General features: G+C 47.0%; 14 protein-coding genes. 8 read left to right on the top strand and 6 right to left on the bottom strand.

Going from position 1 to position 16954, the window contains the following annotated elements; translation table 11 throughout:
• Position 1 precedes the first annotated feature (1 nt).
• Positions 2-2128 (top strand): bifunctional GTP diphosphokinase/guanosine-3',5'-bis pyrophosphate 3'-pyrophosphohydrolase, encoded by a 2127-nt coding sequence (gene spoT / locus AB4167_RS13050; protein ID WP_017062467.1) that lies wholly within the window; start codon positions 2-4, stop codon positions 2126-2128.
• Between the two features lie 177 nt (positions 2129-2305).
• On the top strand, positions 2306-4384 hold the full coding sequence (recG, locus tag AB4167_RS13045) for an ATP-dependent DNA helicase RecG (protein ID WP_017062468.1): 2079 nt from the start codon (positions 2306-2308) through the stop codon (positions 4382-4384).
• Positions 4385-4660: 276 nt separating this feature from the next.
• On the opposite strand, the gene envZ is transcribed toward recG, so the two are convergent.
• Positions 4661-5956, bottom strand: a complete 1296-nt coding sequence (envZ, locus tag AB4167_RS13040; protein WP_372112710.1) for a two-component system sensor histidine kinase EnvZ — start codon at positions 5954-5956, stop codon at positions 4661-4663.
• Between the two features lie 153 nt (positions 5957-6109).
• Positions 6110-6829 (bottom strand): two-component system response regulator OmpR, encoded by a 720-nt coding sequence (gene ompR, locus AB4167_RS13035; RefSeq protein WP_008218409.1) that lies wholly within the window; start codon positions 6827-6829, stop codon positions 6110-6112.
• A gap of 178 nt (positions 6830-7007) precedes the next feature.
• Between ompR and greB the strand changes: the two genes are divergently transcribed.
• Together greB and AB4167_RS13025 are read left to right on the top strand one after the other, a co-directional pair.
• A complete protein-coding gene (greB, locus tag AB4167_RS13030; RefSeq protein WP_017062470.1) occupies positions 7008-7490 on the top strand; it encodes a transcription elongation factor GreB in 483 nt (160 codons plus the stop codon).
• A gap of 663 nt (positions 7491-8153) precedes the next feature.
• Complete coding sequence (locus AB4167_RS13025) at positions 8154-10484, top strand: Tex family protein (protein ID WP_102428474.1); 2331 nt, start codon at positions 8154-8156, stop codon at positions 10482-10484.
• Between the two features lie 266 nt (positions 10485-10750).
• On the opposite strand, the gene AB4167_RS13020 is transcribed toward AB4167_RS13025, so the two are convergent.
• Together AB4167_RS13020 and bioH are read right to left on the bottom strand one after the other, a co-directional pair.
• Positions 10751-11224 carry a hypothetical protein gene (locus AB4167_RS13020; RefSeq protein WP_017066129.1) on the bottom strand — a complete coding sequence of 158 codons (474 nt, stop codon included), beginning with the start codon at positions 11222-11224 and terminating at the stop codon, positions 10751-10753.
• A 353-nt stretch (positions 11225-11577) separates the two neighbouring features.
• The gene (gene bioH / locus AB4167_RS13015; protein ID WP_017063077.1) at positions 11578-12354 is read right to left on the bottom strand and encodes a pimeloyl-ACP methyl ester esterase BioH; all 777 of its coding nucleotides are present in this window, start codon (positions 12352-12354) and stop codon (positions 11578-11580) included.
• A 93-nt stretch (positions 12355-12447) separates the two neighbouring features.
• Between bioH and AB4167_RS13010 the strand changes: the two genes are divergently transcribed.
• The 4 genes from AB4167_RS13010 (at position 12448) to cysQ (ending at position 15560) form a co-directional block, all read left to right on the top strand.
• Entirely contained in the window at positions 12448-13161 is a 714-nt protein-coding gene (locus tag AB4167_RS13010; RefSeq protein ID WP_170962812.1) for a ComF family protein, read from the top strand.
• A gap of 109 nt (positions 13162-13270) precedes the next feature.
• The gene (gene nfuA / locus AB4167_RS13005; protein WP_004741449.1) at positions 13271-13855 is read left to right on the top strand and encodes a Fe-S biogenesis protein NfuA; all 585 of its coding nucleotides are present in this window, start codon (positions 13271-13273) and stop codon (positions 13853-13855) included.
• A 289-nt stretch (positions 13856-14144) separates the two neighbouring features.
• The gene (gene nudE / locus AB4167_RS13000) at positions 14145-14696 is read left to right on the top strand and encodes an ADP compounds hydrolase NudE (RefSeq protein WP_017062476.1); all 552 of its coding nucleotides are present in this window, start codon (positions 14145-14147) and stop codon (positions 14694-14696) included.
• 36 nt (positions 14697-14732) lie between these two features.
• Positions 14733-15560, top strand: coding sequence for a 3'(2'),5'-bisphosphate nucleotidase CysQ (gene cysQ / locus AB4167_RS12995; protein ID WP_017062477.1), 828 nt, complete (start codon positions 14733-14735; stop codon positions 15558-15560).
• 119 nt (positions 15561-15679) lie between these two features.
• Here cysQ and AB4167_RS12990 read toward each other — a convergent pair whose 3' ends face one another.
• Complete coding sequence (locus AB4167_RS12990) at positions 15680-16459, bottom strand: type II secretion system protein N (protein WP_017062478.1); 780 nt, start codon at positions 16457-16459, stop codon at positions 15680-15682.
• Between the two features lies 1 nt (position 16460).
• Positions 16461-16949 carry a type II secretion system protein M gene (locus AB4167_RS12985; protein ID WP_017070117.1) on the bottom strand — a complete coding sequence of 163 codons (489 nt, stop codon included), beginning with the start codon at positions 16947-16949 and terminating at the stop codon, positions 16461-16463.
• Positions 16950-16954: the final 5 nt, after the last annotated feature.

Raw genomic sequence — 16954 nt, 5'->3', positions numbered from 1 at the left:
TTTGTATCTATTCGATAGCCTCAAAGACGTTGCCCAAGAATACCTAACAGAGCCTCAAATTGAGGCTCTGCGTCAATCTTATGTGGTAGCGAGAGACGCCCATGAAGGGCAAACCCGCTCAAGCGGTGAACCATACATTATCCACCCTGTAGCTGTTTCAAGAATCCTGGCAGAAATGCGTCTGGATATCGAAACCCTGCAAGCTGCTCTGCTTCATGATGTCATCGAAGACTGTGATGTCACTAAAGAAGATCTAGAGGAAAAATTTGGCAATACCGTTGCTGAATTGGTTGATGGTGTATCTAAGCTGGATAAGCTTAAATTTCGTGATCGCAAAGAAGCGCAAGCAGAGAACTTCCGCAAGATGGTTCTCGCCATGGTGCAAGACATCCGCGTTATCTTGATCAAATTAGCTGACCGGACTCACAACATGCGCACGCTTGGGGCACTTCGTCCTGACAAAAAGCGTCGTATTGCTCGTGAAACCCTAGAGATTTATTCTCCACTAGCTCACCGTCTTGGTATTCATAACATCAAGACCGAACTAGAAGAGCTGGGCTTTGAAGCCCTCTATCCTAACCGTTATCGCGTACTTAAAAACGTAGTGAAAGCTGCGCGTGGTAACCGTAAGGAAATGATCCAACGTATCCATAGCGAAATTGAAGGCCGCCTTGAAGAGGTCGGTTTGCCTGCTCGCGTACTTGGTCGTGAAAAAAACCTGTTCTCCATCTACAACAAGATGAAAACTAAAGAGCAGCGCTTCCACACCATTATGGACATCTACGCTTTCCGCGTCGTGGTTGATACCCCAGATACTTGTTATCGCGTACTTGGTCAGGCTCACAGCCTGTACAAGCCTCGCCCTGGCCGCATGAAAGATTACATTGCGGTACCAAAAGCCAACGGCTACCAATCTCTGCACACGTCAATGATCGGCCCTCACGGGGTGCCAGTTGAAGTTCAGATCCGTACTGAAGATATGGATCAAATGGCAGACAAAGGTGTCGCAGCGCACTGGTCTTACAAAGGCAACGGCTCACGCAGCAGTAATGGCACAACCGCACAGGTTAAAGCACAACGTTGGATGCAGAGCTTACTTGAGCTGCAACAAAGCGCGGGTAACTCATTCGAATTCATTGAAAACGTTAAGTCTGATCTGTTCCCTGATGAGATCTTTGTGTTCACGCCGAAAGGTCGCATTGTCGAACTTCCTGCGGGCGCAACAGCGGTCGATTTTGCTTACGCGGTACATACCGATGTCGGCAACATGTGTGTAGGTGCTCGTGTAGACATGAACCCTTACCCACTGAGCAAATCGCTGAAGAATGGCCAAACCATTGAGATCATCAGTGCTCCGGGCGCACGCCCGAACGCAGCATGGCTCAACTACGTGGTGACATCGCGTGCACGTACTAAGATCCGTCAGGTTCTGAAAACGATGCGTCGTGAAGAGTCGATCACGCTAGGCCGTCGTCTACTGAATCATGCACTTGGCGAACACTCTATTGGCGATATCGGCCAAGAGAATATCGACCACGTATTGTCTGATCTTCGCCTAGACAATGTTGAAGACTTACTGGCATCGATTGGTCTTGGTGAGCTGATGAGTATCGTTATTGCTCGTCGTCTACTGGGTGATGCTGACGAACTGACTGAAGTGGAAAACAACAGCGACACACCAAGGAAGAAATTGGCTATCCGTGGTGCTGAAGGTCTACTACTGACGTTCGCTAACTGTTGTCACCCAATTCCAGATGATCACATCATTGCCCATGTATCGCCAGGTCGTGGCCTTGTGGTTCACCGTGAAACGTGTCCAAACGTTCGTGGTTACCAGAAAGAACCAGACAAATACATGGCGGTTGAATGGTCTGACGATTACGACCAAGAGTTCACTGCTGAACTTCAGGTTGATCTGCAGAATCACCAAGGTGCACTGGCTGAGTTAACTAACGTTATCTCGAAAACAGGCTCGAACATTCACGGTATTTCAACTGAAGAACGTGATGGACGCCTGTACACAGTGACTATCTTGCTGACCACCAAAGATCGTGTTCATCTTGCAAGTATTATGAAAAAGCTACGTGTGATGCCACACGCGCTGAAAGTAAGACGTCGTAAGAACTAACGTTTAAACTTGATAATAGTTTTGCCAAGAATTTAAATCCCCTTAATGCTTTATCGCTTAAGGGGATTTTTATAACCGTAATCCTAGTATTTACCGCGCTCCCTCCCATTCCTGCCTGTACAAAAATCCAGTAAAATGCTTGAATAGATCATCTCTCTTACGTTTATGAGCCTTGTTATGTCACAGCTTTTATCTGCTATCCCTCTCAACTCTTTATCTGGAGTCGGCGCTAAAGTCGCAGAGAAACTAGAGAAGGTTGGGCTTAACAATGTACAAGACCTGCTATTTCACCTGCCTTTGCGCTACGAAGATCGAACGCGTATCTATCCAATCGTAAAACTGCATGCTGGTTTATGGGCAGCAGTGCAAGGCAAGGTAATGCACGTCGATACCATTTTCGGTAAACGTAAGATGCTCGCAGTAAAGATCAGTGATGGTAATGGCACTATTACACTGCGTTTTTTCAACTTCACTGCAGGCATGAAGAATAACTTTGCCGAAGGCAAACAAGTGCATGCTTATGGTGAGATCAAGCGCGGTAATATGGGGCTTGAGATCGTCCACCCTGACTACAAATTCTTTGCGCCGAGGCAACAGCCAGACGTTGAAGCCAATCTGACTCCGGTGTACCCAACCACCGAAGGGCTAAGACAAGTCACGCTGCGTAATCTTACCGATCAAGCCTTAGAGCTAATCGACAAGGCCGCAGTTAACGAGCTTCTCCCATCAGGTTTATACGACCACCAAATTACCCTCGCACAAGCACTGCATACCATTCACAGGCCGCCCCCGGGCATTGACCTAGAGCTGTTTGATGAAGGCAAGCACCCTGCGCAACTGCGCCTAATTATGGAAGAGTTACTGGCTCAAAACCTGTCTATGTTGTCTGTTCGTAGCAAAGGGCAGCAAGACAAGGCAATGCCTTTTCCTCCAGTAAACACCCTTAAAGATAAGCTACTGGCTCAGCTGCCGTTTTCACCAACCAATGCCCAAGCACGAGTGACCAAAGAGATCGAAGCTGACTTGGAAAAGCCGCATCCTATGATGCGTTTAGTGCAAGGTGATGTGGGCTCTGGTAAAACCTTAGTCGCTGCACTGGCGGCGGTTCGCGCATTGGAACACGGTCAACAAGTAGCACTTATGGCACCCACTGAACTACTCGCAGAACAACACGCGATTAACTTTGCCAACTGGTTTGAGGCAATGGGTATTCAAGTTGGATGGCTAGCAGGTAAGCTCAAAGGCAAAGCTCGTGAAACTGAACTAACACGTATTGCCAGTGGCGAAGCGCAAATGGTGGTCGGTACTCATGCCCTGTTCCAAGAGCATGTCGAGTTCAAAAACCTTGGTTTAGTGATCATTGATGAGCAACACCGATTTGGTGTCCACCAGCGATTAGAGCTACGTGAGAAAGGCGCAAAGCAAGGCTACTACCCACATCAGTTGGTCATGACCGCTACCCCAATCCCACGAACGTTAGCAATGACGGCCTATGCCGACCTCGAAACTTCGATTATTGATGAACTGCCACCGGGACGAACCCCAATTCAAACCGTGGCAATTCCTGATACCAAGCGCGATGATATTGTCGAACGGGTGCGTAATGCGTGTCTCAATGAAGGCAAACAAGCCTACTGGGTATGTACGCTAATTGATGAATCCGAAGTATTAGAAGCGCAAGCCGCGGCCGACACTGCAGAAGAGCTGCAACGCAAACTACCAGATGTAAAAATTGGCTTGGTGCACGGCCGAATGAAACCCGCCGAGAAACAGGCGGTGATGAGAGAGTTCAAAGAGAACAAGCTGCATCTATTGGTTGCGACAACCGTGATTGAAGTGGGCGTGGATGTTCCGAATTCGAGCTTAATGATCATCGAGAACCCAGAACGTCTTGGCCTAGCGCAACTGCACCAACTGCGTGGCCGTGTCGGCCGAGGTTCGGTCGCAAGTCATTGTGTATTGTTGTATCACTCTCCGCTGTCTAAAACCGCTCAGAAACGCCTAGGTGTGCTACGTGAAAGTAACGATGGCTTTGTGATTGCACAGCGCGACTTAGAAATCCGTGGCCCCGGTGAATTGCTCGGTACCAAACAAACTGGCTTGGCTGATTTCAAGATCGCCGATCTAATTCGTGACCAACGTTTGATACCTGAAGTGCAGCGTATTGCGCGTCATATTCACGATAGCTACCCAGACAATGCTAAGGCGATCATCAACCGTTGGTTGGGTGAACGCGATGTTTACTCTAAGGCGTAGTTAACACTAAGGCATAGTTAACACTGAGACCGTATTCAAACGTAAAAAAGGCTTCCTCAAGGAAGCCTTTTTAGTGTGCGTTACTTTCATCAAGCAAGAGCGAGATTCCCTATTCGCTCGTTCCTCACGATAGGGAATGACGATCAAAGTAAACTTTCATCATCAAAGTCCATGGTTAGCAATTCGTCATCCTCGGAGAGGGAAGAATGACCGAGTCGGGGATCTCTTAACCGTTCCCCGAACCGAACTTATCGTCATCAAACGGACCGATGATAACTAGGGCTTAACCGGGAAACTGATCTGCGCTTTTAAGCCACCTTCACTGCGGTTATTGACCACAACAGCACCTTGATGCTGGCTAACGATACGTTTCACAATTGCTAAGCCCAAGCCCGTTCCTTCGCTACCACGAGCCGTGTCACCACGCGTGAAAGGTTCAAACAGCTTTCCGATCTGGTCTTGTGGAATACCCGGCCCGTTATCTTCTACCGTCACCCAAGCAAGCTTGTTATCCGCCGTCATACCAGTTGATACCTTGACCCAACCATTACCGTAACGCAGCGCATTCACCACCAAGTTGCTCACAGCACGCTTCATCGCGATCGGATTACCTAGCGCTGGCTTCATCGATTCTGGAATATCGGTTTCAATCTGAACCTCGTAGCCACCCTCAGAGCTCGATACCTCACGAGCAATATCATCGACAAACACCGCTTGGAATGAATCTCGGTCGACAGGCTTTAGGTAATCCATGAACTGACTGATGATCTCGTTACACTCTTCGGTATCACTGATGATGCCTTCCGCCAAATAGCTGTCTTCTGGCGACATCATCTCGGTTGCTAAGCGAATACGCGTTAACGGAGTACGTAAATCATGGCTGATACCCGCCATCAACAAGGCGCGGTCTTCTTCTAGCTCTTGGATGCCTTTCGACATCTGGTTAAAGGCTCGAGTTACCGAGCGAATCTCTTGTGCGCCTTGAACTGGCAATGGCGGTGGAATATCACCTCGCCCGACACCTTGCGCCGCTTTCTCTAGCGCGATCAACGGACGGTTTTGCAATCGGATAAACAGCCAACCACCTGCGACAATCAACAGCGCCATGATCAGACTGTTACGAAACAGTGGTGCAAAATCCTCTTCTTGCAGCTCTGATAACGGAATACGAATTAAAGAGTTGGGTAACTGCGCAATGTCCATCCAAAGCACATAGCTCTCTTTACCCAAGATCAGCCGCACTTCAGTTTCAGAACCCAGCTCCTTGGTCATCTCCTCACTCATCAGGTCGATTGCGACTGCATGGTAATACTCACCCGCCGCTTCGCTGCCCTTGGCGTGAACGGTTACCCCGAGCTGTTCAAGCACACGCTGACGCAATGGCGCATCGATCTCGATATCACTGCCTTGGTCCAATACCAGGTTTAGCTCGTGAGCCAAAATCTTATTAAACTGCTGCAAACTTGGCATCAACGCATAGTTAAACACCGCGTAATAAGAAAAAATTTGGCTAGCGACCAATAGCGTTAAGAAAAGCACTATCGACTGAGTAAAGGAGCTACGTATACGCATGGGGTACCCGAGATGTAGAAAGATAAAGAAAGTGTTATATGACTATAACTCTAAACCATTGTGCTGAATAGAAAACGGGCCATCGCATATTAATGAGATGACCCGTAAGATTCACAGAATCGATAAAGCTACTGTAGAGCTTATTAAGCTGAATTACACAGCTTTGCCATCTGGAACGAATACATAACCCAAGCCCCACACCGTTTGGATGTAGCGAGGTTTGCTTGGATCTTCTTCAACTAGACGACGCAGACGTGAAATCTGAACATCGATAGAACGTTCCATTGCTGAATACTCACGGCCACGAGCCATGTTCATCAGCTTATCGCGAGACATTGGCTCACGAGCATTCGTTACCAAGGACTTAAGAACCGCAAATTCACCCGAAGTAAGCGGCATTGGCTCTTCACCGCGGAACATTTCGCGAGTACCTAGGTTCAAACGGAATTCACCAAATTCAACCACAGACTCTTCTGTACTTGGTGCGCCCGGCGCTTCAATGACTTGGCGACGCAGTACCGCTTTAATACGAGCAAGCAGTTCACGTGGGTTAAATGGTTTTGGCAGGTAATCATCAGCACCCACTTCCAAGCCCACAATGCGATCCACTTCATCACCCTTTGCTGTAAGCATCAGGATTGGTAGCGAGTTGTTTGCGTTTCGTAGACGACGACAGATCGATAGACCATCTTCGCCCGGCAACATTAAATCCAATACCATCAAGTGAAAATTTTCACGGGTTAACAGGCGGTCCATCTGCTCACTGTTTGCCACGCTACGCACTTGAAAGCCCTGCTCTGACAGATAGCGCTCTAACAGTGCACGTAAACGAGCATCGTCATCGACCACTAAAATTTTGTAGTTTTCTTGCATGTAATGGTTCCACCTATTAAAGCTTAAACCTAAGGTTAAGCATTCTTGGTAAATTGTATATTGGTATAAGACATTAAAAATGTAACATTATTGGAGAAAAAGTCGCCTAAATAATTGTTAACGTATGTTGCCTTTCTATATATTCTATCTTAGATCATCATTTCATTAAGTCAGATTTATGAAAACCAAACTTATTACTCGAGAAGGTTATAACAAGCTCAAAGCAGAACATGACCACTTATGGCACGAGAAACGCCCTGAAATTACTAAGATAGTCACTTGGGCGGCAAGCCTTGGAGATCGCTCAGAAAACGCAGATTACACCTTCAATAAGCGTCTACTTCGTCAGATCGATCGCCGAGTGCGTTTTTTAAGAAAGTTCCTACCTGATGTCACGATCGTGGATTACTCGCCACAACAAGAAGGTAAGGTATTTTTCGGTGCTTGGGTCGAAATTGAGAATGATGATGGGGAAATTAAGAAGTTTCGAATTGTCGGCCCAGAAGAGATCTACGGCGATGCTAAAGGCTATATCTCTATCGACTCACCAATGGCTAGAGCTCTGCTCAAGAAAGAAGTAGATGACGAGTTTACGGTAAAAACACCGGAAGGCGACAAAGAGTGGTTCATTAACTCGATTCGCTACGCAGACAACGAATAACCAAACTTAATAAACACTTAGCGATAAACTGAGTGTTCAGCAAACCCAAACTCCAGATAAAAGAAAACCCCGCAAGGCTTTCGCCTAGCGGGGTTAAGTCTCTATCGCAGCAATCCGGCTACTGTTTATCTCTTCGAGATAAGGTGCTCCCTGCATCTTTCCTTGATAGTGGCTAAATCCTTTAACCAATTTCCTTTTTGTTCATCGCCATCCTAGCGGTGTCCATTCTAGCCTGTCATCCTGACTGGCGAATCTCATCCAGAGATTATCACTTCCTTGCTGACCACTCATCCTAAGTAATCAAATCTTCATCCTGAAGATACCTAGTCCATTAGGCTTTTTCCTGTTCCTGCCAACTCCCTGTCGACAAGTTAAATATTACGGCAAATGGCCGTGTTTCCTAGATAGTCTTAAAAAACATTTCAGGTGAGAAATACGCCCACAAACACACAATCAAATAAAATCAGCAACTTAGTGTAACATCAAGACGATTTCATCGGTCTAAAGCGACTTAGTCTCACATCACTTGTAAGAGATCTCGCACAAAGCGGGTATCACAAACGGAAATTCGACTTCTGACAGGATAATTACACAGCCAAAGCTAGAAAAAGCGTACGCTCACCCCCATGTATTTGTCATGATATTAAATAAGAGATTCATCGGATGAGCCAAGCTATCTGTCGACTGATCGCTGAAGAACTGAATGTCCGTTCTGAGCAAGTCACTGCCGCAGTAAACCTAATTGACGACGGTAACACCGTTCCCTTTATTGCCCGCTACCGTAAAGAAGTTACGGGTGGCTTAGACGATACCCAACTACGTAACCTTGATAGCCGCCTTTCATACCTTCGCGAGCTAGACGATCGTCGCCAAACAATTCTTAAGTCGATTCAAGACCAAGGAAAACTCACGCCAGAACTCGAGCGTGATATAACTCAGGCTGACAGCAAGACTCGCTTAGAAGATTTATACCTGCCATACAAACCAAAGCGTCGCACTAAAGGTCAAATTGCTATCGAAGCAGGCTTAGAACCACTTGCCGACACACTGTGGAATGAACCACAGCACGATCCAGAAACGGAAGCGGCGAACTTCATCAGCAACGATAAAGGCATTGCCGATACCAAAGCTGCTCTCGATGGTGCTCGTGCGATCATCATGGAACGCATTGCGGAAGACGCAAACCTACTAGAAAAGATTCGCCAACACCTAACACGCAACTCAGAGCTAGTCGCTCGTGTAGTGACAGGTAAAGAGCAAGAAGGCGAGAAGTTCAAAGACTACTTCGAGCACAACGAAACACTCAGCAAAGTGCCGTCTCACCGTGCTCTTGCAATGCTACGAGGCCGTAATGAAGGCTTCTTAACACTGGCAATGAACGCAGACCCAGAGCAAGAAGAAGGTGTACGTGGTTCATACTGTGAGAACATTATCTCTGATCACTACGGCATTACCCTAAGCAGCGCACCTGCGGATGCTTGGCGTAAGCAAGTGATTAGCTGGGCATGGCGCATCAAGGTTTCTATGCACATGGAAACTGAATTGATGGGCGCAATGAAAGAGCGTGCAGAGATCGAAGCGATTGAAGTATTCGCAACCAACCTAAAAGACCTACTCATGGCAGCGCCAGCTGGTCCTCGAGCAACCTTAGGCTTGGACCCAGGTTTACGTACCGGTTCGAAAATCGCTGTCGTGGATTCAACCGGTAAGGTTTTGGCAACAGAAACTATTTACCCTCACCCACCTCAAAAGCAATACGACAAATCGGCACACGTGGTTGAGCAGATGGTTCGTCAATTCAATGTTGATTTGATTGCGATTGGTAACGGTACGGCTTCACGCGAAACCGACAGCTTTGTGGCTGACGTAATTAAACGCGGCAACCTAAAAGCGCAAAAGATCATTGTTAGCGAAGCGGGCGCATCGGTGTATTCCGCGTCTGAACTAGCTGCAAAAGAGTTCCCGAACATGGATGTATCAATTCGTGGTGCGGTGTCTATTGCTCGTCGTCTGCAAGATCCACTGGCAGAGCTAGTGAAGATTGACCCTAAATCGATCGGTGTGGGCCAATACCAACACGATGTGAGCCAAACTATGCTCGCTAAGCGCCTAGATGCGATTGTCGAAGACTGTGTAAACGCCGTAGGCGTTGATGTGAATACAGCGTCTGCCGCGCTACTTACTCGCGTAGCCGGCCTTTCTAGCACCATCGCTCAGAACATCGTGGATTTCCGTGATGAGAATGGTCGCTTCGAAGCACGTACTACGCTAAAGAAAGTCGCTCGCTTAGGGCCAAAAGCCTTTGAACAGTGTGCTGGTTTCCTACGTATTATGGATGGTAAGAACCCGTTAGATGCATCATCGGTTCACCCAGAAGCTTACCCAGTAGTGAAAACCATTGCCGAGAAAAACCACAAAGACATCAAATCTCTGGTAGGTAACACCGACTTCTTACGTGGTTTGCACGCGGTTGATTACACCAATGAAAACTTTGGTGTTCCAACGGTCACCGACATCATCAAGGAGCTGGATAAGCCGGGACGCGACCCTCGCCCTGAGTTCAAGACTGCAACCTTCGCAGATGGCGTAAACAGCGTTTCAGACCTAGAACCAGGCATGATTCTAGAAGGTGTGGTATCGAACGTGGCTAACTTTGGTGCCTTCGTTGATATTGGTGTTCACCAAGATGGCTTAGTGCATATTTCAGCGCTCACCGATCGCTTTGTCTCTGACCCACGTGAAGTGGTTAAAGCGGGCGACATCGTGAAAGTGAAGGTGATGGAAGTGGATGTTCAGCGTAAACGTATTGCACTAAGCATGCGTATGAAGGACGAGCCGGGACAAGACAACCGTGCTCAACGTTCAAGTGCACCTCGCACACAAAACCGCTCGAATCAAAACTCGCAAGGTGGCCAACGCCGTCGTGAAGAGCCGCAACAAAACGCTGCAATGGGTGGAGCATTCGCTGCCGCTTTTGCTAAAGCGAAAAAGTAATCCATTAGCTCATCTAAAAAGCTGATGTGCTTAAAACAGAAAACCTGCATCCCTTAGGGTATGCAGGTTTTTTATTATGTGTTCAAAAAAGACATCGAAGCTTGGTTGTATTCTTCGTGTTTATACTCAAAATAATTGGAGTTGCAGCTAGGCAACCTTTTCCCTACAAAGGAATGAAGTTCAGCCCTATGAGCATAGGGGTTCTATGTGATTAGGGTGAACTTACGCAGTTAACAACGCTGCAGCTTCAAGTATGAAGAGTATAATTATAATACGACCAACATCTCTGACGGAGCATGAGGCGCAACAGCATGACCATAATGATATTTTATGACCTTACGTCGTTTCTCCATCTGTCCTTCCTGAATCGCCGCATCTAAAACATGCTTTGGCAGGCGGAAACGCATGGTATAGCCTTTGCCTTGATCAGCACTGTATGTTTTCAGTGCCAATAAGCTGAACAGCCTATCAAAAGGGTCTTGTGGCTCTTCTTGGCTAACCGAATTGGCCTCTGACTCGTTCTCCATTTCATAACCTGGATGGTCTGAAGGATCCCAAGCCGACTGCTGCCTTCGTTTATCGTCTGATTTTACCTTACGCTCTGCATTGGTTCTCGCCAATGCTACTGCGGGAGCAATAGGTTCTCGGACTCTATTATCACGCGCAACTTGCTCTGTTTGCACATTAACGGACGGGGCGATTAGTGGCACACTCACTGCAGTTGCAGGTGACACAATCATCGCGAACTCTCCTCAAGAATCGCCCATCAATATTGCCATAACACTGTTGTACCGAGAACGCACAACAGGCATAGCCCAACTTAGCGCAATCAGCTCTGGAGAGAGTTAGGTCTGAGTATCATGCAACACGTTGGTGTTATACCAATCGTAGTAAATAACTGATCATCCTAGCTTGTTAAAATGCTCGATAACGGCGTTAAATTTTTTGATTGTAGAATAACTACTTATCGAAACTACTTGTCAAAAAAAAGCTGCCTTGTTCTCAAGCCTTTTACCTACGCTATTTTTGAACACTTACTTACTGTGATTGGTATTAGCTTATATATCGACCAAGCCGGATATATATTTAGCAATTATTTTTGTGCGAAGCTGACAAGCTCACTGCAAAAGGCATCCGCTTCGGTCATAAACGGTGCATGCGAAGACTGGGTAAATATGTATTGCTCGGTATGAGGCAAGGCTGTGCCTAAGTCTTTCGCAACCTTGATTGGCACCAATCCATCTAATCGACCATACAAGCGTAGCATTGGTACTGAAATCTCAGGCAGTTGTTCACGCAGATCGACATCCGACAGCATCTTTAATCCTGCCAATAATGAGTCAGGGTTCGGCAACGGGCGAGACAGCACCGCTTGCTTGAGTTGTTTTACATCTTGCCTTGCTGAAGGGCTGCCCATGGCTTGCAATGCCATAAAGCGTTCGATGGTGGTTTGGAAATCTTCAACCAGTTGCTCGGTGAATGCGCTTAATACGTTGGGCTGAATGCCTCGCCATAACACGGGCTCTTTTGCAGCGGCGAATTTGGGAGAACTGGCGACAGTCACCAGCTTGCTCACGTAATCTGAGTGATGGAGAGCCATGTGCGTTGCGACCAAGCCTCCAAGTGACCAACCCACCCAAATCGCTTGCTTTGGTGCTTCGGCCAAAAGCTGCTGAGCAATCTCTTCAAGATCTTGAGCGTGGCAGTGCGCGCTGTGTCCATACCCTGGTAAATCGACAACATGCACTCGAAAATCAGCTTGTAATGCATTAACGGTTTGTTGCCATACCGCACCGTTCATTCCCCAGCCGTGAACCAGTACTAAATCAGGCCCTTGCCCAGAAACATGCCAATATAACGCGTCACTCATTCTCAATATTCCCTACTTTTTCCATCAGCGATAATCCGCGCTTTTCAGTATGGTGAGCAAAAGGAACACCATAACCCAAAAGCATCACGAGCTATGTTATCCGATTGGCTACAAAAACACACACCACGTCTGGTCACACCTCAATGCCACCTGTGCAAACTTGATAAACTGCCCAGTGATACACATCCTCGATGGTGCAATTCTTGTCTCAAACTCTTTCAGCCAGTACCACGCTGCCAACGATGTGGTTTAAAAACACTGCTCACAGTAGAGCAGTGCGGACAGTGCTTATCTCAACCTCCACCTTGGCATCGCCTCTACTGTGTCGGCGATTACACCTTCCCTACAGCAGGTTACATTCAGCAAATGAAGTACGCTGATAAGTTTTGGTTTGCACGTGATCTATCTAAGCTATTGGCATCACGTATCGAATATCCTGCTCCGCTGATCACCAGCGTGCCGCTGCATTGGCGTCGATATACTCATCGCGGCTTTAATCAAAGTAAGCTGCTAGCCGACTACACGGCTCAAGAGCTTGGCGTTGAAAGTGATGTGCTCTTTCGTCGAATTCGCTCAACGGCTTCCCAGCAGGGGCTGACTAAATCCGCACGATTACACAATCTAAAGAGCGCTTTTGCGCTGCGAAAACAAGACGTTCAAGGAACTATCCCCTCTCACGTCGCGATAATTGATGATGTTGTAACCACCGGCAGTACTGTGTATCAATTATGCCAATTACTACTTGAAGTGGACGTTAAAAGGATTGATATTTACTGCATCTGCCGCACTCCTGAGCCCTCTGGATAAAAGCTGTGAATCACTACTTGTACAGCAATCCAACAAAAAAGGGCTGAATTACAAATCTGACAGGAGTAGAATGGCGCTAATAACCTACAAATCTACTCAGGTATTCGTCGTGTCAAATATTACTATTACAGAAACAGCTCAAACTCATTTTGCCAATCTGCTGTCACAGCAGCCTGAAGGTACAAACATTCGTGTGTTCGTGGTAAACCCGGGTACACAAAACGCAGAGTGTGGTGTTTCTTACTGCCCAACAGATGCTATCGAAGCGTCTGACACAGAGCTTAAATTCGAAGCTTTCTCTGCATACGTAGATGAGCTAAGCCTACCGTTCCTAGATGAAGCTGAAATTGACTTCGTTACTGACAAAATGGGCTCTCAGCTAACGCTTAAAGCACCAAACGCTAAGATGCGTAAAGTCGCAGACGATGCACCACTTCTAGAACGTGTTGAATACGCAATTCAAACACAAGTTAACCCACAACTTGCTGGTCACGGCGGTCACGTTAGCTTGGTAGAAATCACTGAAGACGGCGCAGCTATTGTAGCATTCGGTGGTGGTTGTAACGGTTGTTCTATGGTTGATGTAACGCTAAAAGAAGGCATCGAGAAAGAACTTCTTCAACAGTTTGAAGGTGAACTGACTGCTGTTCGTGATGCAACTGAGCACGATCGTGGTGAGCACTCTTACTACTAATCACTGATTTAGTGTTAGTTGTTATTTGAAAGGTTGATGCGCAAGCATCAACCTTTTTTGTTATGTGGATAAGCAAGTTAGGACTATCGCGTTCTCTCTATACTCTTTTGCTATACAACCATATTTTCACCTCGTTACCATCTTAAGTAAGGTATTCAAGTGATCGTAATCGATTCCTGCTTCAATAATTTTCGGATATGAAAACTCGGATCTAGGAACTCAAGGTCATTTCCCCTATATTAGAATGACTTTATAAGAAAGAATTCCAATGAGCTAAGGAGCGAGCGCAATGACGAAAAGGACCAAGCCAGAGATTTTGGCTAAACAAACTGTCGCTCAATCAAGACTATTCTCTATCGAGTCTCTCGACTTACGCTTTTCAAACGGCGAAGAGCGCACTTACGAACGCATGAAGCCCAGCGGGCGCAACGCAGTGATGATGGTTCCTATTACTGAGCAAGGCGATATTCTACTAGTACGTGAATATGCAGCGGGAACTGAACGCTACGAACTTGGCTTTCCAAAAGGGCTGATTGATCCAGGTGAGCAGCCAAACGAAGCCGCCGTTCGCGAACTCAAAGAAGAGATAGGCTTCGGTGCCAACAAGCTTACTCCGCTGAAGGAAGTGATCCTTGCACCCTCTTACTTCTCTAGCAAAATGACGCTGTTTATTGCAGAAGACCTCTACCCAGAAAAGCTAGAAGGTGATGAGCCAGAGCCTCTCGATATTGTGCGCTGGCCACTTGCTCAAGCCGAAGAACTGTTAACACATCTCGATTTCTGTGAGGCTCGGAGTATTACAGCCCTGCTTTTAAGCCTTCGTGTATTAAACAATAACTAGAACATTCAGGCTCGCTCTAAGAGTAAGAGAACATTTATGCCAATAACAAAAGATTTGTCTCACCTCCTACCCTCTGTCATTGAGATTGCTCGCTCTGCTGGTCAACTCATCTTAGAGATCTACGAGAAAAAGGATTACGAAGAGTTCATTAAGAGTGATGACACTCCAGTAACCAGTGCCGATCTTGCAGCACATAAGCTGATATTAAAAAAACTCAGTGAATTGACGCCTGATATTCCCGTATTATCCGAAGAAGACGCCGACATCAGCCTAGAGCAACGCTCTCAATGGGATCGCTACTGGTTAGTTGACCCACTGGACGGCACCCAGGAGTTCATCGCACGAAGTGGTGATTTCGCGACAATTATCGCCCTAATCGAGCATAACAAGCCAGTGATGGGCGTGGTATACGCACCCGTTTCAGGTGTGAGCTATTACGCTTACAGTGGCAAAGGCGCTTGGAAGATCCCAGACCTTAATGACAGCGTGAAAATCAAAACGCATCGTCACGAGCTGCCAAACCAGTCAATCGCCATGGCGATCAGCCGTCGCCAGGACATCAATCGCATCACTAGCCGTATGAGCTCAGCATGGAATTATGATTTGGTTCCTCTAGGCTCAGCAGCGCTTAAGGCCTGTTTAGTCGCAGAAGGCGCTGTGGATTGTTATCTGCGCCTTGGACCAACCGGAGAGTGGGATACCGCCGCAACGCAGTGCATTGTTGAAGAAGCTGGCGGACGTATCTTAAGTACTCAACTAGAACCGCTTTCGTACAATGAAAGAGAAACGCTAGAAAACCCGAACTTCATTGTACTCGGTGATGCAGATTTACCGTGGGTAGAAATTTTGCAAGGCAAAGACTAGGCGAGTTTGCTCCCTTTAACTGTCAGATATCCTCTAGATTCTCAGAACAAACAAAACGGGCACCTCAGTGAGGTGCCCGTTTTTTATATCTCGTAATTTAGTGACCCTTAGCCGTTTAGCTAAAAACGACCTTGATAAGTAAACTGGTACTTACCTTGGCTATCAGGATTACCCAACCATTTAAGCTGATTTTGCATCGTTGGCGGGAATTCAACACCCGGTTTAAACCACGCTGCAGATGTGTAGCGCTGGTTAGATGTTAGACTCGCTGAGAACTCACTGTCTACTTGAGTGCTCTTCTGAACGCCTTTGGCTGCAATTGTACTGTCTTCACAGGTTATGTCCGCAATCACAGGACCAAGGTCTAACGAACCAACAGGTGAATCGACTGCAGCACCAGACCAAGCCACAGTACCTTCACCAGACTGACACCAAGGTTGAGCATGAACCGCATGCTTGATCGTCAGCTCAACCTGTCCACCAATTGAAACCGGGACTGGAATGGCTGGAGCATATTTCATCACGTTAGCAGCGGGCATTGATGCGACTAAGTTTTCCGCATACGCACCACTCATGCTGTACCCAACACGCCCTTTTCCTGACAAGTTCATGTCGCTATTACGACCAAAACGAACCGCTAATTCAGCTTTGGCTTGGAAGAGTTTAGAGAACTGAAAGTCCCACTGTACTGAACCGTAATTAACACGCTGCCAGGCGATATTATTGGCGCTGCCCTGCCAAACCGTTCCTTCAACACCTTCAATATTCAAGCCACGCACAGCCGGTGCATGTTTGAGTACAAAAGAGGCCGGTAGATGCAGCAACAGACTAACCGAGAAAAAGACAATAAAGATGCCGCCAAAAAGTAAACCTAACTTCAAAGATAAACCGCGTTTCACATTAACCTCGTTTAAACTGTAGTCGGTTGACCTCAATAACCCCTGGGTTATCGGAGCGATCAATGTCCATAAACTCAACTTCGACACCCTGCTTCTCTTTCAAGTATGTCAGCCAATCTAAGAACTGATTAAAAGGCACAGGTTTCACCCAGACTTGCAGCATCTCGCCACGTGGTTGCACACGTATTAGCTCGATATTAAAGCGACGCATAGAAGCAGGCACAGATTGATTCAGAGGCTGGCTCGCACTGATGCCACCACTGCCTCGCAACTCAACCACTTCATTGGCTTTATTGGTTACCCAAGCTAGAAGTTGCTTCTCACTTTGAATACGGCTCTGCGCAAGTTCAGCTCGCTGACTGAGTGGCTGGATTAGCCCCCAATAAACGACACCGACCACCAATAAAATTGAGCAACCAATCACTAATCGTTGCTCTCTTTGACTTATTGAAGTCCACCACGCTTGGAGTGGCTCAATCATATTTCTCATCACTG

The sequence above is a fragment of the Vibrio sp. 10N.286.49.E11 genome (assembly GCF_041469505.1).
Classification (GTDB): Bacteria; Pseudomonadota; Gammaproteobacteria; order Enterobacterales; family Vibrionaceae; genus Vibrio; species Vibrio crassostreae_C.
The sequence above is the reverse complement of the archived record's forward strand: the minus strand, read 5'-3'. Positions and strand labels throughout refer to the sequence as shown.

Excerpts from the sequence above, each read along its gene's own strand:
- recG (WP_017062468.1), top strand. The coding sequence starts at position 2,306 with ATGTCACAGCTTTTATCTGCTATCCCTCTCAACTCTTTATCTGGAGTC.
- envZ (WP_372112710.1), bottom strand. The coding sequence starts at position 5,956 with ATGCGTATACGTAGCTCCTTTACTCAGTCGATAGTGCTTTTCTTAACG.
- ompR (WP_008218409.1), bottom strand. The coding sequence starts at position 6,829 with ATGCAAGAAAACTACAAAATTTTAGTGGTCGATGACGATGCTCGTTTA.
- greB (WP_017062470.1), top strand. The coding sequence starts at position 7,008 with ATGAAAACCAAACTTATTACTCGAGAAGGTTATAACAAGCTCAAAGCA.
- AB4167_RS13025 (WP_102428474.1), top strand. The coding sequence starts at position 8,154 with ATGAGCCAAGCTATCTGTCGACTGATCGCTGAAGAACTGAATGTCCGT.
- AB4167_RS13020 (WP_017066129.1), bottom strand. The coding sequence starts at position 11,224 with ATGATTGTGTCACCTGCAACTGCAGTGAGTGTGCCACTAATCGCCCCG.
- bioH (WP_017063077.1), bottom strand. The coding sequence starts at position 12,354 with ATGAGTGACGCGTTATATTGGCATGTTTCTGGGCAAGGGCCTGATTTA.
- AB4167_RS13010 (WP_170962812.1), top strand. The coding sequence starts at position 12,448 with ATGTTATCCGATTGGCTACAAAAACACACACCACGTCTGGTCACACCT.
- nudE (WP_017062476.1), top strand. The coding sequence starts at position 14,145 with ATGACGAAAAGGACCAAGCCAGAGATTTTGGCTAAACAAACTGTCGCT.
- cysQ (WP_017062477.1), top strand. The coding sequence starts at position 14,733 with ATGCCAATAACAAAAGATTTGTCTCACCTCCTACCCTCTGTCATTGAG.
- AB4167_RS12985 (WP_017070117.1), bottom strand. The coding sequence starts at position 16,949 with ATGAGAAATATGATTGAGCCACTCCAAGCGTGGTGGACTTCAATAAGT.